General features: G+C 69.6%; 18 protein-coding genes. 11 read left to right on the top strand and 7 right to left on the bottom strand.

Annotation, left to right across the window (positions count from 1 at the left end; genetic code table 11):
• Entirely contained in the window at window positions 1–630 is a 630-nt protein-coding gene (locus AB0J95_RS08770) for a hypothetical protein (RefSeq protein ID WP_364754376.1), read from the top strand.
• Window positions 631–643: 13 nt separating this feature from the next.
• Window positions 644–1,924, top strand: a complete 1,281-nt coding sequence (locus AB0J95_RS08765) for a hypothetical protein (protein ID WP_364754373.1) — start codon at window positions 644–646, stop codon at window positions 1,922–1,924.
• On the opposite strand, the gene AB0J95_RS08760 is transcribed toward AB0J95_RS08765, so the two are convergent.
• Window positions 1,911–2,216 (bottom strand): DUF1905 domain-containing protein, encoded by a 306-nt coding sequence (locus tag AB0J95_RS08760; RefSeq protein WP_364754371.1) that lies wholly within the window; start codon window positions 2,214–2,216, stop codon window positions 1,911–1,913. The two genes, AB0J95_RS08765 and AB0J95_RS08760, sit on opposite strands and share 14 nt — an antisense overlap.
• A 133-nt stretch (window positions 2,217–2,349) precedes the next feature.
• On the opposite strand from AB0J95_RS08760, the gene AB0J95_RS08755 reads away from it, so the two are divergent.
• Window positions 2,350–3,018, top strand: a complete 669-nt coding sequence (locus AB0J95_RS08755) for an HD family phosphohydrolase (RefSeq protein WP_364754369.1) — start codon at window positions 2,350–2,352, stop codon at window positions 3,016–3,018.
• Window positions 3,019–3,041: 23 nt separating this feature from the next.
• Here the strand turns inward: AB0J95_RS08755 and AB0J95_RS08750 are convergent, their stop codons facing one another.
• The 4 genes from AB0J95_RS08750 to AB0J95_RS08735 all read right to left on the bottom strand — a co-directional run bounded on the left by AB0J95_RS08750 (window position 3,042) and on the right by AB0J95_RS08735 (window position 6,546).
• Window positions 3,042–3,500: a nitroreductase family deazaflavin-dependent oxidoreductase gene (locus tag AB0J95_RS08750; RefSeq protein ID WP_364755028.1), complete on the bottom strand. Its 459-nt coding sequence runs from the start codon at window positions 3,498–3,500 to the stop codon at window positions 3,042–3,044.
• A 26-nt stretch (window positions 3,501–3,526) separates the two neighbouring features.
• Window positions 3,527–4,318 carry a polysaccharide deacetylase family protein gene (locus tag AB0J95_RS08745; protein WP_364754366.1) on the bottom strand — a complete coding sequence of 264 codons (792 nt, stop codon included), beginning with the start codon at window positions 4,316–4,318 and terminating at the stop codon, window positions 3,527–3,529.
• Between the two features lie 92 nt (window positions 4,319–4,410).
• Window positions 4,411–5,430: a PQQ-dependent sugar dehydrogenase gene (locus AB0J95_RS08740; protein ID WP_364754364.1), complete on the bottom strand. Its 1,020-nt coding sequence runs from the start codon at window positions 5,428–5,430 to the stop codon at window positions 4,411–4,413.
• Between the two features lie 183 nt (window positions 5,431–5,613).
• The gene (locus AB0J95_RS08735) at window positions 5,614–6,546 is read right to left on the bottom strand and encodes a heme o synthase (RefSeq protein WP_364754362.1); all 933 of its coding nucleotides are present in this window, start codon (window positions 6,544–6,546) and stop codon (window positions 5,614–5,616) included.
• A 278-nt stretch (window positions 6,547–6,824) separates the two neighbouring features.
• On the opposite strand from AB0J95_RS08735, the gene tkt reads away from it, so the two are divergent.
• The 7 genes from tkt to AB0J95_RS08700 all read left to right on the top strand — a co-directional run bounded on the left by tkt (window position 6,825) and on the right by AB0J95_RS08700 (window position 15,059).
• Entirely contained in the window at window positions 6,825–8,921 is a 2,097-nt protein-coding gene (gene tkt / locus AB0J95_RS08730) for a transketolase (RefSeq protein WP_364754359.1), read from the top strand.
• Window positions 8,918–10,039, top strand: a complete 1,122-nt coding sequence (tal, locus tag AB0J95_RS08725) for a transaldolase (RefSeq protein ID WP_364754356.1) — start codon at window positions 8,918–8,920, stop codon at window positions 10,037–10,039. Before tkt ends, tal begins: the two co-directional genes overlap by 4 nt.
• A 10-nt stretch (window positions 10,040–10,049) precedes the next feature.
• Complete coding sequence (locus tag AB0J95_RS08720; protein ID WP_364754353.1) at window positions 10,050–11,654, top strand: glucose-6-phosphate isomerase; 1,605 nt, start codon at window positions 10,050–10,052, stop codon at window positions 11,652–11,654.
• Complete coding sequence (gene zwf, locus AB0J95_RS08715) at window positions 11,651–13,183, top strand: glucose-6-phosphate dehydrogenase (protein ID WP_364754350.1); 1,533 nt, start codon at window positions 11,651–11,653, stop codon at window positions 13,181–13,183. Before AB0J95_RS08720 ends, zwf begins: the two co-directional genes overlap by 4 nt.
• Entirely contained in the window at window positions 13,180–14,163 is a 984-nt protein-coding gene (gene opcA, locus AB0J95_RS08710; protein WP_364754348.1) for a glucose-6-phosphate dehydrogenase assembly protein OpcA, read from the top strand. The genes zwf and opcA overlap by 4 nt, the downstream gene beginning before the upstream one ends.
• An 87-nt stretch (window positions 14,164–14,250) precedes the next feature.
• On the top strand, window positions 14,251–14,697 hold the full coding sequence (locus AB0J95_RS08705) for a hypothetical protein (protein WP_364754346.1): 447 nt from the start codon (window positions 14,251–14,253) through the stop codon (window positions 14,695–14,697).
• A complete protein-coding gene (locus AB0J95_RS08700) occupies window positions 14,694–15,059 on the top strand; it encodes a hypothetical protein (protein WP_364754343.1) in 366 nt (121 codons plus the stop codon). Before AB0J95_RS08705 ends, AB0J95_RS08700 begins: the two co-directional genes overlap by 4 nt.
• Before the next feature lie 117 nt (window positions 15,060–15,176).
• Here the strand turns inward: AB0J95_RS08700 and AB0J95_RS08695 are convergent, their stop codons facing one another.
• Together AB0J95_RS08695 and lon are read right to left on the bottom strand one after the other, a co-directional pair.
• The gene (locus tag AB0J95_RS08695) at window positions 15,177–15,371 is read right to left on the bottom strand and encodes a hypothetical protein (protein ID WP_364754341.1); all 195 of its coding nucleotides are present in this window, start codon (window positions 15,369–15,371) and stop codon (window positions 15,177–15,179) included.
• A 51-nt stretch (window positions 15,372–15,422) separates the two neighbouring features.
• Window positions 15,423–17,774, bottom strand: coding sequence for an endopeptidase La (gene lon / locus AB0J95_RS08690; protein ID WP_364754338.1), 2,352 nt, complete (start codon window positions 17,772–17,774; stop codon window positions 15,423–15,425).
• 112 nt (window positions 17,775–17,886) lie between these two features.
• Between lon and AB0J95_RS08685 the strand changes: the two genes are divergently transcribed.
• Complete coding sequence (locus AB0J95_RS08685; protein WP_364754335.1) at window positions 17,887–18,639, top strand: class I SAM-dependent methyltransferase; 753 nt, start codon at window positions 17,887–17,889, stop codon at window positions 18,637–18,639.
• The last annotated feature ends 33 nt before the right edge of the window (window positions 18,640–18,672 follow it).

The raw sequence follows: 18,672 nt of genomic DNA, 5'->3' as shown, positions 1-18,672 counted from the left end.
ATGCGGACCCGCCTACCGGCGCTGGCCGAACTGGCCTGCGCCTTGCGAGCGACCGATGTGCACGACTGGCACAACGTGACCGAACGGTTCACCCTGTGGGCCGCCCGGGCCGACCTGTGCGCGGAGATCCGGGCACACCTGGAAACGTTGAGCGACACCATGGCCGAGACCGTCCGGGCCAAATCCCGGGAGACCACAACGCACTACGCGTGGTGCCTGATGGACCAGCAGGCCGACGCGTTCTCGTTCTGGCTGCACGAGTACAAACCACAGCTGGACTGGCGCATCGGGTACGCCGACTCGGTGCACAACCACCGGTACCACTTCTGCACGACCCTGCTGAAGGGCTCGTACCTGCACGAGCGGTTCACCACCGAGCTCAACGCCAACGGCACACGGGTTCTGTCGGCGACCTTGCAGCGCAGCGGGGTCTGCGCGGCGGGCGAGTCCGGAACCATGCTGGCCCACGAGTTCCACCGCATCCCCAAGGCCGAGGACGGGACGATCACGTTCCTGGTCAAGTCGCGGGCGATGCGGCCGTGGAGCCTGTCGTTCGACCCGGCGACCGGCATCAGCCGCCGGCACATCCCCGTGGAGCAACGGCTGACGGCGCTGGCGGAGCACATCTGACAAGCTGGATCCTGTGATCCTGGACCGGTGGAACTCGGCGTACTTCGACGGGCGGCTGTCCCCCGCGGTGCTGGCCGAGCTGGCGGCGTTGACCGACGCGTCCCCGGACGCGCAAGCGTTGGCGGACCGGGCTTTCCGGCTGATGCGGCGCGCCCGGGTCGGCGCGGCGGACTTCTCCGGGCTGACCGCGTGGATGATCGGGTTCAGCGCGCCGCGGACCGTGCCGAGCGCGTGGTCCGGGTCGGTTCCGCCGGTGACGATGTCAGGGCGGCACGGCAAGATCGACTCGTACGTGGCCGGGAACCCTTGGCACACGCCGGTTCGGGACGCCGTTTTCGTCGACCTGGGATGCGGGTTCCCGCCGTTCACGACGATCGACACGGCCAAGCGGCTGCCCACGTGGCGGGTGATCGGGGTCGATCCGGCGTTCGGCGACTACCTGGTCTACGACCACGCGGGTGCGTACGCGTCCTTCGCCGCGGATCGCCGGTTGTTGTACTACCAGGCGGGGAACTACGAACCCGACCAGGCGGCCACGAGTGCCCGTTTCCGTGCCCTGCTGGACTCGTTGCTGGACGGGTCCGCCTCCGCTGAGGAGGGTGAGCTGGTCCGCGATCCCGTGCGGCAGTACGAGTCCGACAACCTCACGCTGGCGCGGGGCGGCATCGGCGAGTTCACTGTGGACGGTGGCGCGGACGTGATCCGGTGCATGAACGTGTTCATGTACTTCGACCACCCGTTCCGGGAACGCGCGCTGGAGTGGGCGTCTTCGGTGCTGCGGCCGGGCGGGTTGTTCATCTGCGGCAGCAACTGGACCGAGTCGGTCGCCTCGCGCTACACCGTCTACCAGAAGACCGCCTCCGGTCTGGTCGCGCGGGAGTTCGCGTTCAGCGTGGAGAACCTCCGGCCGATCGAACTGGCCCCCTGGTACGCCCTGCACGACGACAACCTGGAGAACCTCGCCAACGCGTCCGCCGTCGGCACGATCCGCGCGGACGACGAGTTCCGCGAACGCTTCGACACCCGGATGGACGCCCTGCTCGCCGACCTGGGCGTGTGCATGCGCGGCCCCGACGGCTACCTCGGAGGGGCGCCCGAGGGCATGCCGACGGAGGAGCTGTCCGGGCTCAGCCCCGTCCTCGCCGCCCGGCTCGACGCCGAAGGGTTCGCTTCCGACGCGGCCGAGGTACTGCGGGCAGCCGGGTACGACGCCTGGCGCAACCACGTCGGGCACGTCGCCATGCGCCCGGTCACGCCTCCCCCGCTGGAGCCGGGCCTGGTCACAGGTCGATGAGCGCGATCTCGGTGGTGGTGACGTCGCCGACGTCGATCTGCTCGGCCTTGCGGACCGCCTTCTTGACCGGGAGCACGTAGCAGCCATCGGCGCCGCTGCCCGGGAAGATCGACGTCTTCCAGGTGGTGCCGCCCATGGTGACCTCGACGCGGACCGAGCCGAACCCGCGCGGCAGCCCGGCCGCCAGCTCCCGGATCTGCTCGGACGCCTCGGCGGGCACGGTCACGAAGGTCCAGGTGTCCATCCGACGTGCATCCCACAGCCACAACTCGGCATCGAAGACGAAGACCATGCCCGCAGCATCACACACCCCACCGACAGTTCCGGCGCCCGCCGCGGGTGAGTGTGTCGTCATGACCGGCGTGTCGCCGCGTTTCCTCCGTACGATGCGTTCACCCCGTAGCCGTGCATCGTCAGGAGGCCCGATGCTCAGCTCGAACACCGCTACCGGCCTGGGCACCGTCGACCAGGCCGCCCTTGACCAGGTGGAACGCCGGGTCAAGCGGCTCTGTGAACGGTTCGCCGCCAACCTGCCGTTCCACGGCTGGCACCACGTCCGGTTCGTCCGCTCGAAGGCCGTCGGGTTCGCCCAGGCCAATGGGTCCGATCCGGCGGTGGTCGCCACCGCCGCCCTGGTGCACGACCTGAACTACATCGTGCTGCGCAACTCGGCCGCAGCGGCCGGCCGCGACCTGCGGATGGGCATCCTCGCCCGCGCGGGGGTGGCCGAGGAGGTGGCCGAACGCATCGACGAGATCATCATCGAGGCCGAGATGGCCACCCGCCACCGCGACATCTCGCTCGCCGCCCAGGCCCTGTCCGACGCGGACACCCTGTTCAAGGCGCTGCCGATCACCCCGGTCATGCTCGCCCACCGCTACCTCGACGAGAACGGCATCACCCTGCACGAACTGGCCCACAAGATCGTCGGCGAACAGCAGGGCGTGCACGACGCCGGTTTCTACTTCTACAGCCCCCAAGCCCGCGCGGCCTACTCGCACTGGGCCGCGACCAACCTGGACCTGTGGCAGTGCATCCTCGAGTCCCTGAAGGACCCGTCGGTCGGCGAACTCCTCGACGAGGTCACCTCGTGAGTGGCTGTACTGGTTAGCACCGCTCACGCGGGGGTGAGTCGGAAGACGCGCAGTTCGCGGTCGGTGTTGGACTGGTAGGTGTTGTAGGCGGGCCAGGTTTTGACCAGGGTCGGCCAGATGGCGGTGCGCTCCTCGCCGGTGAGCTGGCGGGCGTGGACGTTGTGGCTGCGGCCCTTCACGTTCACCGTGGCGTCCGGGTTGGCCATCAGGTTGAGCGTCCACACCGGATGGCCCGGACCGCCCCAGTTGGACCCCACCAGCAGGATGTCCTTGCCGTCCGGGACGTACAGCAACGCGATGTCCCGCGGCTGCCCGGACTTGCGGCCCTTCACCGTCAGGATCAGCGAGGGCATCCCGGCGATGCCGACGAGGGTCACCCGGCCCTTGGTCAGCTTCAGCAGCACCTTGTCGGTCGCCAGCACGGCCGGGCGGATCTTGGTCAGCCATGGTCGGGCGGCGGTCCAGCGCGCGATCTTGCGCATCAACTCCACAGCGCGCAAATGTAGCGCTACTGCAGGAAGTCGCTCAACGGCACCGGGGTCACGCCGTCCTGCTTGGCCCGGGCCAGGAACGCGCGGAAGTCCTCGACGAAGGTCGTCCGGAAGTGCATCAGCACGATGTCACCGGGCTTGAGCTTGTCGCCGGACTGGAACTGGACCACGCCGTCGTTCACCGCGGCGGTCCACAGCACGATCGCCTTCATCCCGCAGTCGGTGACGGCCTTCTGGGTGTTGGCGTCGTAGTTGCCGAACGGCGGGCGGAACAGCAGCGGGCGCTTGCCGAACGCGGCGGCGATCGCGTCCGCGTCCCCGCAGATCTCCTTCTTCTGTGCCTCGTAAGGCTTTCCGCGAAGGTTCGGGTGGGTCATGGTGTGGTCGTCGATCTCCACACCGGCCTGGTCCTGGATCGCCTTGAAGTAGGCCTCGTGGCCCTTGAAGTACTTCTCGTTGAGGAACAGCGTGGGCTTGGCGCCGGAGTCCTTGATCAGTTGTAAGGCGCTCGGGTCCTTGATGGCGCCGTCGTCCATGGTGATGAACACGTACGGCTTGTCCGTCTGGATCTTGCGCACCACCGGCGCTTTGCCGTCCACAGTGGGCGGGACATGGCCCTGCGGCGTACCGAACTGGTACGGCTGGGCGAACTGGGGCGGCGGCGGGGCGTCGGGTTCCGGCCTGCCCTGCACACTGCCCACAGTGGACTGACCGGCTGGCGGCGTCTGCACGGCCTGTGGCGAGGAACACCCGGCGACCATGGCCGCCGCGGCACCCACCGCGACGGCCAGGCCGACTGCTTTCCGCATCCTTTACCCCCTCTTTTCCCGGGCACAGCCCGGAAATCGCGTCTCTACAAGGAGGACGCCAGAGGGGGTGATGGCGTTGCGTCAATACCGCATCAAGAACCATCACTCCGGATGATGCGGTCGTCCGCCGCGACGGGGCTGCCGCGGCCGTCCCGGTTGCTGGTGGTGAAGTACAGGTTGCCGTCGGGTCCCGCGACCGGGGTACGCAGTCGCCCGAAAGTGCCCTGGTAGAGCGACCGTGGCTGGCCGACACCCGTACTGGTCACCGGGATCACCCACATACGGGTACCGCGCAGCGCCGCCATGTACAGGCTGTTCTTGTAGTAGGCGATGCCACTCGGCGAGGCGGTCGCGGTGGACCACACTGTGAGCGGATCCACGAAACTGGGGTTGCCGCACTTGCCCTCACACGTCGGCCAGCCGTAGTTCTTGCCGGCCTGGATCAGGTTCAGCTCGTCCCACGTGTTCTGGCCCAGCTCGGCCGAGAACATCCGGCCGTCCGGCGTCCACGTCAGGCCCTGCGGGTTGCGGTGGCCGTAGGTGTACACCAGCGAGTTGAACGGGTTGCCCGGCGCGGGCTTGCCGTCCGGCGTCATCCGCAGGATCTTGCCCGCCAACGAGTTGCGGTTCTGCGCGTTGGAACTGTTGCCCGCGTCGCCGGTGCCCGCGTACAGCAGCCCGTCCGGGCCGAACGCCAGGCGCCCGCCGTTGTGGATCTGCGTACCGCGCGGGATGCCGGTCACGATGGGCACCGGCGGCTGGCCGAGCACCACGCGCGCGATCCGGTTGTCGGAACGCGTTGTGTAGTAGATGAAAACGCTGCGGTCCTGGGCGTACTTGGGCGATACGGCCAGGCCGAGCAGGCCACCTTCACCGTCCGGGGTGACCCCCGGCACGGTCTGGACGTCGGTCACCGTGCCGTTGCGCAGTGACTTGATCTTCGCGGTGGTCCGTTCGGTGAACACGGCGCTGCCGTCCGGCAGGAAGCCGAGTCCCCACGGAACCGCCAGCTGGGAGGCCACGACGCTGGTCGCGGCCTGGGCCGGCAGCCCCGCAACGGTCAGCGCGGCCATCGCGGCGACCGCCACGACCACGCCCCTGTGGAACTTCATTGGTCTCCTCCACTGCAGGGTAGAAAACGGGAGGTACGGACCAATAGTGGCGCAGCGGTCACACACTGTCAGCGAACGAAAGTCGGAGATCGCCGTTTTGCCTGGTTAGCGATCCCGCACTTTCCCGGCTACGGCGCGTTTATGCCGCCGGAGCAGGGAAAGACGAACATCAGGCGAAGAAACTCAGAACCACCCGATGACTGGCAATCCGATTGCCGAGTCGACTGCCACCATGACGAACACGGCGCACAGATAGGAGTTGGAGAGGTGGAAGACCTTCATCGGGTTGGCCTCGCCACCGCGACGGTAGACGTTGTGCAGCCGGTGCACCGCGGGCAGGAACCAGCCGCCCAGCACGACCGCGGAGGCCGCGTAGATCCAGCTGGTGGCCGGGACCAGCAGCAGTCCACACAGGACCATGGCCCACGAGTACAGCACGATCCGGAACGACACCTGCCGGGCGGGCAGCACCGCGGGCAGCATCGGCACGCCGGCGGCCTTGTAGTCGTCGCGGAACTTCATCGCCAGCGCCCAGGAGTGCGGCGGGGTCCAGAAGAAGATCACGCCGAACAGCACGAGCGCGGGCCAGCCCACGTTCCCGGTGACCGCGGCCCAGCCGATCACCACCGGCATGCACCCGGCGATCCCGCCCCAGACGATGTTCTGCGAGGTCCGGCGCTTGAGCAGCATCGTGTAGACGAAGACGTAGAACAGGATCGCGCCCACGCACAGCACGGCGGCGACCCAGTTCGTGGTCAGCCAGAGGAACCCGCAGGACAGCACGCCGAGCACGACCCCGAAGACCAGCGCGTTGCGGACCGGCACCTGGTGCTTGACAAGTGGCCGGGCGCTCGTCCGCTTCATCACCGCGTCGATGTCGGCGTCGACGACGCAGTTCAGCGCGCCCGCGCTGCCGGCGGCCAGCGTGCCGCCGACCATGGTGAACAGCACCAGCCACGGCGAGGGGATGCCGCGCTGCGCGAGCAACATCGCCGGGATGGTGGTCACCAGCAGCTGCTCGATGATCCGCGGTTTGGTCAGCGCGACGTATGCGCGCACGACATCCTTGAACCGGCGCGGGGAAACGCTCGTGCTGGGGTCAGCGGTGATGCTCACGGCGCTCCTTCGGCGCTGCGGCGCACCGGTGACATGACGCTCCCTGAGGTGGTCGGAATCTGCTCGGGTACGGGAATGAATAGTAGACCGGCTACGTACGGGTACCCGGGTGGGGTGGCGGTCGCGCAGACCACACGCCGTCCAGGTGCGTCTGCGGTCGCAACTATCGCCAGGATGACTACGCTGACGCGTGGGACGAGGGAGAACACGCGGGACCACTGTTTCGTGGTGAATCAGCTGGAGTGTCCCGCACGAATCGAAAGCAGGAGCGCAAGCCCGTGTCCGTGACAGATGTAACCCGCCTCACCACCCCTACCGTGCCTGCCGACTGGACGGACCTGGACAAACGGGCGGTGGACACCATCCGCGTCCTGGCCGCCGAGGCAGTGCAGAACACCGGCAACGGCCACCCCGGCACGGCGATGAGCCTCGCCCCGCTGGCCTACTCGCTCTACCAGCGGGTCATGCGGCACGACCCGGCCGACCCGGACTGGATCGGCCGCGACCGGTTCGTGCTGTCGGCCGGCCACTCCAGCCTCACCCTCTACCTGCAGCTGTTCCTCGCCGGCTACGGCCTGGAGATCGAGGACATCGAGCAGCTGCGCAAGTGGGGCTCCAAGACGCCGGGCCACCCGGAGCACCGGCACACCCCGGGCGTGGAGATCACCACCGGCCCGCTCGGCCAGGGCCTGGCCTCCGCGGTGGGCATGGCGATGGCCGCCCGCCGCGAGCGCGGCCTGTTCGACCCGGACGCCGCGCCCGGCGAGAGCCCGTTCGACCACCAGATCTACGTGATCGCCTCCGACGGTGACATCGAGGAGGGCGTCACCTCCGAGGCGTCCTCGCTGGCCGGTCACCAGCGGCTGGGCCACCTCACGGTGATCTACGACGACAACAAGATCTCCATCGAGGACGACACCACGATCGCGTTGTCCGAGGACACCGCCAAGCGCTACGAGGCCTACGGCTGGCACGTGCAGGTGGTGGAGAGCGGCGAGAACGTCACCGGCATCCTGGAGGCGCTGGCCAACGCCAGGGCCGAGACCGAGCGCCCGTCGTTCATCCTGCTGCGCACGATCATCGGCTATCCGGCGCCCAACAAGATGAACACCGGCAAGGCGCACGGCGCCGCGCTGGGCGAGGACGAGGTCCGCGCGGTCAAGGAGATCCTCGGCTTCGACCCGGAGCAGAAGTTCGTGGTCGAGGACGAGGTGCTCAAGCACACGCGCAAGGCCATCGAGCGCGGTGAGCGGGCCAAGGCCGACTGGCAGCCGAAGTTCGACGCTTGGGCGCAGGCCAACCCGGAGCGCAAGGCGCTGCTGGACCGCCTCATCGGGCGCACGCTGCCCGAGGGCTGGGACGCCAAGCTGCCGCACTGGGAGCCGGACGCCAAGGGCCTGGCCACCCGCAAGGCCTCCAACGAGGTGCTCAACGCGCTGGCCGACACCCTGCCGGAGCTGTGGGGCGGCTCGGCCGACCTGGCCGAGAGCAACAACACCACGATGAAGGGCGCCGACTCGTTCGGCCCGGTGGACACCTCCACCAAGGAGTGGAACGCCAACCCGTACGGCCGCACGCTGCACTTCGGGGTCCGTGAGCACGCGATGGGCGCGATCCTCAACGGCATCGCCCTGCACGGCCCGACCCGCCCCTACGGCGGCACGTTCCTGGTGTTCAGCGACTACATGCGGCCGTCGGTGCGGCTGGGCTCGCTGATGAAGACCGCGGCGATCTACGTGTGGACGCACGACTCCATCGGCCTGGGCGAGGACGGCCCGACGCACCAGCCGATCGAGCACCTGGCCGCGCTGCGGGCCATCCCGGGCCTGACCATCGCGCGCCCCGGTGACGCCAACGAGACCGCCGCCGTCTGGAAGACCGCGATGCAGCGGCCGGAGGGCCCGATCGGCATCGCCCTGACCCGGCAGAACCTGCCGGTGCTGGAGGGCACCGACCCGGAGGGTGTCGCCAAGGGCGGCTACGTGCTGGCCGACGCCGCCAACGGCGAGCCCCAGGTAGTGCTCATCGCCACAGGCTCGGAGCTGCAGATCGCGGTCGAGGCCCGGAAGGTGCTCGAGGCCGATGGCGTTGCAACTCGTGTGGTCTCGATGCCGTCCGTGGAGTGGTTCGACGCTCAGGACGCCGCGTACCGCGACGAGGTGATCCCGCCGTCGGTGCGGGCGCGGGTCTCGGTGGAGGCGGGCATCGCGCAGCCGTGGTACCGGTTCATCGGCTCGGCCGGTGAGGCCGTCTCGATCGAGCACTACGGCGCGTCGGCGGACTACCAGACTTTGTACCGCGAGTTCGGTTTCACGACCGAGGCCGTTGTCGATGCGGCACGGCGCTCGCTGCAGCGAGTGGAGGAAGGCAAGTGACGAGCAACAACAACGCGAAGTTGACGGCCCTGTCCGAGGCCGGGGTCTCGATCTGGCTCGACGACCTGTCGCGCGAGCGGCTGATCTCCGGCAACCTCGCCGAGCTGGTCCGCGACTGGAACGTGGTCGGGGTGACCACCAACCCGACGATCTTCGCCAACGCCCTGAGCAAGGGCGAGTCCTACGACGAGCAGGTCCGGGAGCTGGCCGCGCGCAACGCGTCGGTGGACGCGACCGTCCGCGAGATCACCACGACCGACGTGCGCAACGCGTGCGACCTGTTCCGGGACATCTACAACTCGACCGGCGGCGTGGACGGCCGGGTGTCGATCGAGGTCGACCCGCGCCTGGCGCACGACACCGAGCGCACCGTCGCCGAGGCCAAGGACCTGTGGAAGACGGTCGACCGGCCCAACCTGTACATCAAGATCCCGGCGACCCTGGCCGGCCTGCCCGCGATCACCGCGACGCTGGCCGAGGGCATCGACGTGAACGTGACGCTGATCTTCTCGCTGGAGCGCTACGAGGCCGTGATGGAGGCCTTCGTCGCCGGCCTGGAGCAGGCGAAGGCGAACGGGCACGACATCTCGAAGATGCACTCGGTCGCCTCGTTCTTCGTGTCGCGGGTGGACACCGAGGTGGACAAGCGGATCGACTCGCTGGGCACTGAGGACGCCAAGGCGCTGCGCGGCCAGGCCGCCATCGCCAACGCTCGCCTGGCCTACGCGGCCTACGAGCGGGTCTTCGCGACCGACCGCTGGAAGGCGCTGGAGGCCGCGGGCGGCCGGGCGCAGCGCCCGCTGTGGGCGTCGACCGGGGTCAAGGACACGTCCTATTCGGACACCCGGTACGTCGACGAGCTGGTCGCCCCGAACACGGTCAACACCATGCCGGAGAAGACCCTGCACGCGGTCGCGGACCACGGCAAGATCGAGGGCGACAAGGTGTCCGGCACCGAGGAGGAGTCGCAGGAGGTCTTCGACGCGCTCACCGAGGCGGGCATCAACCTGGACGACGTGTTCAAGGTGCTCGAGGACGAGGGCGTGGACAAGTTCGAGAAGTCCTGGGTGGAGCTGCTGGAGACGGTGTCCGGCCAACTGGACAAGGCAAGGGACTGAGCGCAGGCACATGATCGAGATCTCCGTCGACATCGTCGACGAGAAGCTGTCGTCAGAGGCGGCGGCACTCGTCGAGACGCTGGTGCACGACCAGGTCGCCAGCAAGATCACCGCGCAGGACGCGACCCTGTGGGGCGCGGACGCCGAGTCCGAGGCGGCCATCCGCCTCGGCTGGGTGAACCTGCACGAGACCTCCCGGCCGCTGCTGGCGGAGATCGACGCGCTGCGCGCCGACCTGCACGCCGAGGGCGTGGACCGGGTGGTGCTCGCCGGCATGGGCGGGTCCTCGCTGGCACCGGAGGTGATCACCGCGACGGCGGGGGTCCCGCTGGTGGTCCTGGACACCACCGATCCCGGGCAGGTCGCCGACGCTCTCGCCGGCGACCTGTCTCGCACGGTGATCGTCGTGTCGTCCAAGTCGGGCGGCACCGTCGAGACCGACAGCCACCGCCGGATCTTCGAGAAGGCGTTCAGCGCCAACGGGATCGACGCGGCCTCGCGGATCGTGGTGGTCACCGACCCGGGCTCGCCGCTGCAGCAGCTGGCCGAGGAGGCCGGGTACCGCAAGGTGTTCCTGGCCGACCCGCACATCGGCGGCCGCTACTCCGCGCTGACCGCGTTCGGCCTGGTGCCGTCCGGTCTGGCCGGTGCGGACATCGCCACGCTGCTGGACGAGGCCGCCGCGGCCTCCTCGCTGCTGTCGGTGGACGAGCCGGGCAACCCGGGTCTCGTGCTCGGTGCGGCGCTGGGCGTGCGGCACTCCGAGGGCGCCGAGAAGGTCGTCTTCGCGGACAACGACTCCGGCATCAAGGGTTTCCCGGACTGGGTGGAGCAGCTGATCGCCGAGTCCACCGGCAAACACGGCACGGGCCTGCTGCCGGTGGCGACGGAAGGCGTTGACGCGCCTGGGTTCGCCAACGCGGGTCAGGACGCGACCGCCACAGCCGTCGGTGCGCCGACTGGGGCGGCCCTGATCGGGACCAGTGGCTCACTCGGCGGGCTGTTGCTGTTGTGGGAGTACGCGACCGCGGTCGCCGGCCGGCTGCTCGGGATCAACCCGTTCGACCAGCCGGACGTGGAGGCCGCCAAGAAGGCCGCCCGTGCGCTTCTGGACAAGCCACCGGGATCGGACGCCGGGGCCGCTCCGTCCCTTGTGGACGGTCCGGTCGAGGTGTACGGCATCGGGGGCGGCTCGCTGACCGAGGTGCTGCGGTCCTTTGTGGACTCGGTACCGGAGTTCGGCTACATCTCCGTGCAGGCCTACCTGGACCGGCTGGACGACGCGTCCGCCGCGGTGCTGCGGCCGGAGCTGGCCCGCCGCACCGGGCTGCAGACCACGTTCGGCTGGGGCCCGCGGTTCCTGCACTCCACCGGCCAGTACCACAAGGGCGGCCACCAGAACGGCGCGTTCCTGCAGATCACCGGCGCGGTCGAGGACGACCTGGAGGTCCCCGGCCGGCCGTACACGCTGGGCGTGCTGCAGCACGCGCAGGCGCTGGGCGACGGCCAGGTGCTCGCCGAGCACGGCCGTCCGGTGCTGCGGCTGCACCTGACCGACCGGGCCGCGGGTCTGGCCCACCTCGTGAAAGCCGTGCAGGAGGTAGAACGGCCGTGAGTGTGCGCACCTGGAAGAACCCGCTGCGCGACCCGAGGGACAAACGACTGCCGCGCATCGCCGGCCCGTGCGGCCTGGTGATCTTCGGCGTGACCGGTGACCTGTCCCGCAAGAAGCTGATGCCGGCCATCTACGACCTGGCCAACCGGGGCCTGCTGCCGCCGGGCTTCGCGCTGACCGGGTTCGCCCGCCGCGACTGGGAGAACGAGGACTTCGCCCAGGTCGTCTACGAGGCGGTCAAGCAGCACGCGCGGACCCCGTTCCACCAGGAGGTCTGGGACCGGCTGGCCGAGGGCATCCGGTTCGTGCAGGGCACGTTCGACGACGACGACGCGTTCGACCGGCTCGCGCAGACCGTGCGCGAGCTGGACGAGCAGCGCGGCACCGGCGGCAACCACGCGTTCTACCTGTCCATCCCGCCGGACGCGTTCCCGGTGGTGTGCAAGCAGCTCGCCCGCTCCGGGCTGGCCAGCCAGGACGGCGACTCGTGGCGGCGCGTGGTCATCGAGAAGCCGTTCGGGCACGACCTGAAGTCGGCCCGTGAGCTCAACCAGATCGTCAACGACGTCTTCCCCGAGGAGTCGGTCTTCCGGATCGACCACTACCTCGGCAAGGAGACCGTGCAGAACATCCTGGCGCTGCGGTTCGCCAACCAGCTCTACGAGCCCATCTGGAACTCCAACTACGTCGACCACGTGCAGATCACCATGGCCGAGGACATCGGCCTCGGCGGCCGCGCGGGGTACTACGACGGCATCGGCGCGACCCGCGACGTGATCCAGAACCACCTGCTGCAGCTGATGGCGTTCACCACCATCGAGGACCCGGTGTCCTTCCAGCCCAAGGCGCTGCGCACCGAGCGGATCAAGGTGCTCTCGGCGACCAACCCGGTCAAGCCGTTCGACGAGACCACCGCCCGCGGCCAGTACGTCGGCGGCTGGCAGGGCGGGCAGAAGGTGCCCGGCCTGCTGGAGGAGGAGGGCTTCCCGCCGGACTCCAAGACCGAGACGTTCGGCGCGATCACCCTGGAGATCCAGACCCGCCGCTGGGCCGGGGTGCCGTTCTACCTGCGCACCGGCAAGCGGCTGGGCCGCCGGGTGACCGAGATCGCGGTGGTCTTCAAGCGGGCCCCGCACCTGCCGTTCGACCAGACCTCCACCGAGGAGCTGGGCGAGAACGCGGTGGTCATCCGGATCCAGCCGGACGAGGGCATCACCATCCGGTTCGGCTCCAAGGTGCCCGGCACCACGATGGAGGTCCGGGACGTCACCATGGACTTCAGCTACGGCCGGGCGTTCACCGAGTCCTCGCCGGAGGCCTACGAGCGGCTGATCCTGGACGTGCTGCTGGGCGAGCCGTCGCTGTTCCCGGTGGCCGAGGAGATCGAGCGGTCCTGGGAGATCCTCGACCCGATCCTCGCGCACTGGGCCTCGAAGGGCCGTCCGGACCCGTACGAGCCGGGCGACTGGGGGCCGAGGTCGGCCGACGAGATGATGGCCCGGACCGGCCGCAAGTGGAGGCACCCGTGATCATCGACATGCCGTCGACGAACACCTCGAAGGTCAACTCCAAGCTGGTGGAGCTGCGCCAGTCCGGCGGCGCGGTGGCGCTGGGCCGGGTGCTGACCCTGGTGATCGTCACCGACGACGGGGAGAAGACCGAGGAGGCCGTCGAGGCGGCCAACGACGCCAGCCGCGAGCACCCCTGCCGGGTGATCGTGGTCGCGCGGGGCGCCCGCAAGGCCGCGTCCCGGCTGGACGCGCAGATCCGCATCGGCGGTGACGCGGGTGCCTCCGAGGTGGTCGTGCTGCGCCTCTACGGTGAGCTGGCCGACCACGGTGACACCTGCGTGATCCCGTTGCTGCTGCCGGACTCCCCGGTGGTGGCGTGGTGGCCGTCCGAGGCGCCGCAGATGCCCGCCGACGACCGGATCGGGCACCTGGCGCACCGCCGGATCACCGACGCGGCCACGGACAAGAACCCGATCAAGGCCCTGGACCAGCGCCGCGGCTCGTACACCGCGGGCGACACCGACCTGGCCTGGACGCGGCTGACCCGGTGGCGCGCCTACCTCGCGGCGGCATTGGACCTGCCGCCGTACGAGAAGGTCAGCGCGGCAACGGTGGTGGGCGAGGCCGACTCCCCCTCGACCGATCTGCTGGCGGCCTGGCTCGCGACGTACCTGAAGATCCCGGTCAAGCGCGCCAAGGGCACGGCGCCGGGCATCAACTCGGTGACGTTGCAGCGCCGGTCCGGGTCGGTGGAGCTGATCCGCCCCGACGGCAAGGTCGGCACGCTGGAGCAGCCGGGCCAGCCATCCCGCCGGGTGGCCCTGTCCCGCCGCTCGGTGACCGACTGCCTGGTGGAGGAGCTGCGCCGGCTCGACCCCGACGAGGTCTACGAGGCCACGCTGAAGAACCTCGACAAGGTCACCCGCGGCCGCACCACCACAACCCCGGCGAAGGCCCCCAAACCGGCCACCCGCCGTGCCGTGAAGGCCACCAAGTAGGCAAGAGCAGACCCCTCGTGAGCGGCTCACGAGGGGTTTCTTGCCGATGGTTTGTTCGGGTTGTTCCGAACAAATAGAATCCGCAGCATGGACGAGCACGGGTTCGCCGATCGGCTGGGGCGGTTCTTCGAGGCCAACGGGTTGCCGCGGGCGGCCGGGCGGGTCATGGGGCGGCTGCTGGTCTGCGACCCGCCCGAGCCGACGTTCGACGAGCTCGTCGAGGCGGTGGGCGCCAGCCGCAGCACCGTGAGCGTGGCGGCGCAGCTACTGATCCGGCTGGATCTGGTCGAGCGGTTCAGCGTGCCCGGGCAACGGCGCGACCGCTACCGGCTCCGGGACGACGCCTGGACCTCGATGCTCAAGCAGGACATCGCGGCGGCGCGGCAGTTGCGGGCGCTGGCCGACGACGGCCTGCGGGTGGTCGGCTCCCAGCCTCCCGCCCGGCAAGCGCGGCTGCGGGCCATGCGGGAGTTCTCCGTGTTCCTCGAGGAGGCATACACACCCATCCTCGCCGAGTGGGAGAAGCGGACATGACCCGCGCGGAACGGTTGCTGTACCACCAGATCCACCCCGCGAAGCTCGCCACGGACGTCGCTACCTCATTCGCGTCCTGCTGGCTGCTATGGGAGGCGCAGTGGGTCGCCGCGGTGGTGGTGGCGTTCGTGCCGTCGGTGGTCATGACGGCACTGCTGGTGTGGCAGGCCGATCTCGAGCGGTTACGCGATACTCCGGCCGGTCGTTATGTCGCCGGGTTCATGACCCGGCGGGTCGAGGCGGTCCGGTTCGGCGGGCAGATCGTCATGTGGGCCGGTGCGGCCGCGCACGTTCCCTGGCTCGTGCCGTTCGGGTTCATGGTCATCGTGTTCGCGTGGCTCGGCGGCTTCTGGACCACGTGACGCCATGGCCTCCCGGCCGCCTCTGAGCCACAAGTCGAGGATCATCGAACCGGTCATCGCGCCACCCCCCAGGCGGTTTCGCCCAGTGTACGGTCAGCGGCTGCCAATCGAGAACCTCTACGTGGCCGACGAAACCGCCCTCCACGAGGTCCGTTCCTCAAACCGGCAGGGAATCCTCATCCGCTCGTCGAGCTGGCGGAACAGGGCGTTGTGGATCGGGCCGCCGATGACGATCAGGTTGCCGCCCAAGGAGTTCGCCTGGAACTGAGCAGACGTGCAGACCGCGTCGACCGCACAGCCGAACTGTTCCACACGAGAGCAGGGACGGCCCGAGGTTTCGGTCGTCCCTGCTCGCTACTTCGGTTACGCCGCGACGGGAGCAGCGGCGGTGGCCGGCTCCAGCGCGAGGTTCAGCACCTCACGCACGTCGCTGACCAGGTGCACGGTCAGCTCCTTGAGCACCGACTCCGGCACGTCCTCCAGGTCCGGCTCGTTCCGCTTCGGCAGCAGGATCGTGGTCAGGCCCGCACGGTGGGCGGCCAGCAGCTTCTGCTTGACGCCACCGATCGGCAGCACCCGCCCGGTCAGCGACACCTCACCGGTCATCGCGACCTCCGAACGCACCGGGCGGCCGGACAGCAGCGACGCCAGCGCCGTGGTCATCGTGACGCCCGCACTCGGGCCGTCCTTGGGCACCGCGCCCGCCGGGACGTGGATGTGGATGTTCCGCTCGGACAGGTCGCCCACCGGCAGCTCCAGCTCGGCGCCGCGGGACCGCAGGTAGGACAACGCGATCTGCGCCGACTCCTTCATCACGTCGCCCAGCTGACCGGTCAACGTGACACCGGTGTGCCCGGTCTCCTTGTCGGACAAGGAAGCCTCGACGAACAGGACGTCACCGCCGACGCCCGTCACGGCCAGACCCGTTGCCACACCAGGAACCGCCGTGCGCTCACCCGACTCCGGCGTGAACTTGGGGCTGCCCAGGTACTCCTTGAGGTCCTTGGGTCCGATGTGGACGGTTTCCTGCTCCTGCTCGGCCACCGCGAGCTTTGTGGTGACCTTGCGCAGCACCCGGGCGATCGCGCGCTCCAGCTGCCGCACCCCGGCCTCACGGGTGTACTCGCCGGCCAGCAGGCGCAGCGCCTCGTCGTCGAACGTGGCGTCCTCGGCGGTCAGGCCGGCCCGGTCCAGCTGCCGGGGCAGCAGGTGGTCGCGGGCGATGACGACCTTCTCGTCCTCGGTGTACCCGTCCAGCTGCACCAGCTCCATCCGGTCCAGCAACGGCCCCGGGATGGACTCCAGCACGTTCGCCGTGGCCAGGAACACCACGTCGGACAGGTCCAGCTCGACCTCCAGGTAGTGGTCCCGGAAGGTGTGGTTCTGCGCCGGGTCGAGCACCTCCAGCAGCGCCGCGGTCGGGTCGCCGCGGTAGTCCGAGCCGACCTTGTCGATCTCGTCCAGCAGCACGACCGGGTTCATCGTGCCGGCCTCCTTGACGGCCCTCACGATCCGGCCGGGCAGCGCGCCGACATACGTCCGGCGGTGACCGCGGATCTCGGCCTCGTCGCGGACGCCACCCAGGGCGACCCGGACGAACTCGCGGCCCATGGCCCGCGCGACCGACTCACCCAGCGACGTCTTGCCGACACCGGGCGGGCCGACCAGAGCCAGCACCGCACCGCTGCGGCGGCCCTGCACCACGCCGAGGCCACGGTCGGCACGGCGGCGACGGACGGCCAGGTACTCGACGATCCGGTCCTTCACGTCGTCCAGGCCGGCGTGGTCGGCGTCCAGCACCGCACGCGCGCCCTTGATGTCGTAGGAGTCCTCGGTCCGGTCGTTCCACGGCATGTCCAGCACGGTGTCCAGCCAGGTCCGGATCCAGCCCACCTCGGGCGACTGCTCGGCGGTCCGCTCCAGCTTGTCGACCTCGGCCAGCGCGGCCTTCTCGACGTGCTCGGGCAGGTTCGCGCCCTCGACCCGGGCCCGGTAGTCCTGCTCCTCGGAGGCGGGCTTGCCGTCCAGCTCGGCCAGTTCCTTGCGGATCGCGGCCAGCTGCTGACGCAGCAGGAACTCCCGCTGCTGGCGCTCCATGCCCTCCTTGACGTCCTTGTTGATCGTCTCGGCGACATCCAGCTCGGCCAGGTGCTCCTGGCCCCAGGTGACGAGCTTCGCCAAGCGCTCGGTCACATCCGGGGTCTCCAGCAGCCACAGCTTCTGGTCCTCGGTCAGGTAGGGGGCGTACCCGGCGAGGTCGGCCAGCGCGGCCGGGTCGGTCACCTGCTTGACCTGGTCGATCACCTGGTAGGCGCCCCGCCGCTGCAGGATGGCGGTCACCAGGTCCTTGTACTCCTTGGCCAGCTCACGGGCCTTTTCACCGACGGGCTCGTCCAGCACCGTCGCCTCGACCCACAGCGCCGCACCAGGCCCGGTGGTACCCGAGCCGATCCGGGCGCGGCCGGTCCCCCGGACCACGGCGGCCTGCTGGCCACCGGGCAGCCTGCCGATCTGCTCGATCTCACCGACGGTGCCGGCCTTGGCGTACTTGCCCTCTAGTCGCGGTACCAGCAGAACCTTGGACTGGCCACTGGCCTGCGCGGCGTCGATCGCGGCGCGTGCCTCCGCCTCGGCGAGGCGCACCGGCACGACCATGCCCGGCAGCACAACCACGTCGTCCAACGGCAGAACCGGGAGGTTCAACGTCTCGCTCACGGCTGTCACGTCCTCTGCATAGAAGATTGAGTCTGACCTGCTCAACTTCGTAGCTCGTCGAATGATTCCACCGTTCGCTCCGAGCGATCACAGGATGTGCCACGCTGGCCCGATGGGGATGAGTGCGGCCGAGTTCGACCGTTGGTATGCCGATCACGCCGTGTCGCCGGCCGCCGACGAGCTTGTGCAACGTGTGCTCGGTCTTCCGCCGCAGGTGCAGTCCACCAGTCTGCTGAGCTGGGACGCGCTCGACGAGGTCGTGGCGGCGCTCGACCTGCACGACGGGCAGGTCCTGCTGGATCTGGCCTGCGGCCGGGGCGGGTACGGGCTGGAGATCGCACGCCGTCGTGGTGCCCGGGTCACCGGGGTGGACTTCTCGGCGGTCGCGATCGAACAGGCCCGGCGCCTGGCCGACGCGCTGGGGCTGGCGGACCGGGCCGAGTTCCGGGTGGGTGAGCTGACCGCGACCGGACTCGGTGCGGCGTCGGCCGACGCGGTTCTCGTTGTGGACGCCATCCAGTTCGCCGACCCGGCAGTGGACGCGCTCCGGGAGTGCCGCCGGGTTCTTGTCCCGGGCGGGCGCGTGGTGATCACCGGCTGGGAGGCCCTCGACCCCACCGACGAGCGGCTGCCGCCGCGCTTGCGGCAGCTTGACCTGGCCGAGCAGCTCGCGCGGGCCGGGTTCGCCGATGTGCGGGTCACCAGCAAGCCCGCGTGGCGCGTGGCCGAACGAGCGTTGTGGGAGGAGGCGCTCACCGTCGACGCGGGCGACGACCGCACGTTGCGGTCGATGCAGGACGAGGCGCGGCAAGTGCTGGCCTCCTTCGACGGGCGGCGGCGGATCCTGGCGACCGCGACCGCGTAGGAGGCGGTGGGCAGGCGTCCGGGGGCTGGGAGA

This window comes from Actinocrispum sp. NPDC049592 (assembly GCF_040675465.1).
Classification (GTDB): Bacteria; Actinomycetota; Actinomycetes; order Mycobacteriales; family Pseudonocardiaceae; genus Kibdelosporangium.
This window is presented reverse-complemented; position numbering and strand designations above follow the sequence as displayed.

Bases quoted from the DNA above. Each gene is read 5' to 3' on its own strand.
- AB0J95_RS08745 (WP_364754366.1), bottom strand. From the start codon at position 4,318: ATGCGGAAAGCAGTCGGCCTGGCCGTCGCGGTGGGTGCCGCGGCGGCC.
- AB0J95_RS08750 (WP_364755028.1), bottom strand. From the start codon at position 3,500: ATGCGCAAGATCGCGCGCTGGACCGCCGCCCGACCATGGCTGACCAAG.
- AB0J95_RS08685 (WP_364754335.1), top strand. From the start codon at position 17,887: ATGGGGATGAGTGCGGCCGAGTTCGACCGTTGGTATGCCGATCACGCC.
- AB0J95_RS08705 (WP_364754346.1), top strand. From the start codon at position 14,251: ATGGACGAGCACGGGTTCGCCGATCGGCTGGGGCGGTTCTTCGAGGCC.
- AB0J95_RS08720 (WP_364754353.1), top strand. From the start codon at position 10,050: ATGATCGAGATCTCCGTCGACATCGTCGACGAGAAGCTGTCGTCAGAG.
- AB0J95_RS08760 (WP_364754371.1), bottom strand. From the start codon at position 2,216: ATGGTCTTCGTCTTCGATGCCGAGTTGTGGCTGTGGGATGCACGTCGG.
- AB0J95_RS08740 (WP_364754364.1), bottom strand. From the start codon at position 5,430: ATGAAGTTCCACAGGGGCGTGGTCGTGGCGGTCGCCGCGATGGCCGCG.
- AB0J95_RS08770 (WP_364754376.1), top strand. From the start codon at position 1: ATGCGGACCCGCCTACCGGCGCTGGCCGAACTGGCCTGCGCCTTGCGA.
- AB0J95_RS08755 (WP_364754369.1), top strand. From the start codon at position 2,350: ATGCTCAGCTCGAACACCGCTACCGGCCTGGGCACCGTCGACCAGGCC.
- AB0J95_RS08700 (WP_364754343.1), top strand. From the start codon at position 14,694: ATGACCCGCGCGGAACGGTTGCTGTACCACCAGATCCACCCCGCGAAG.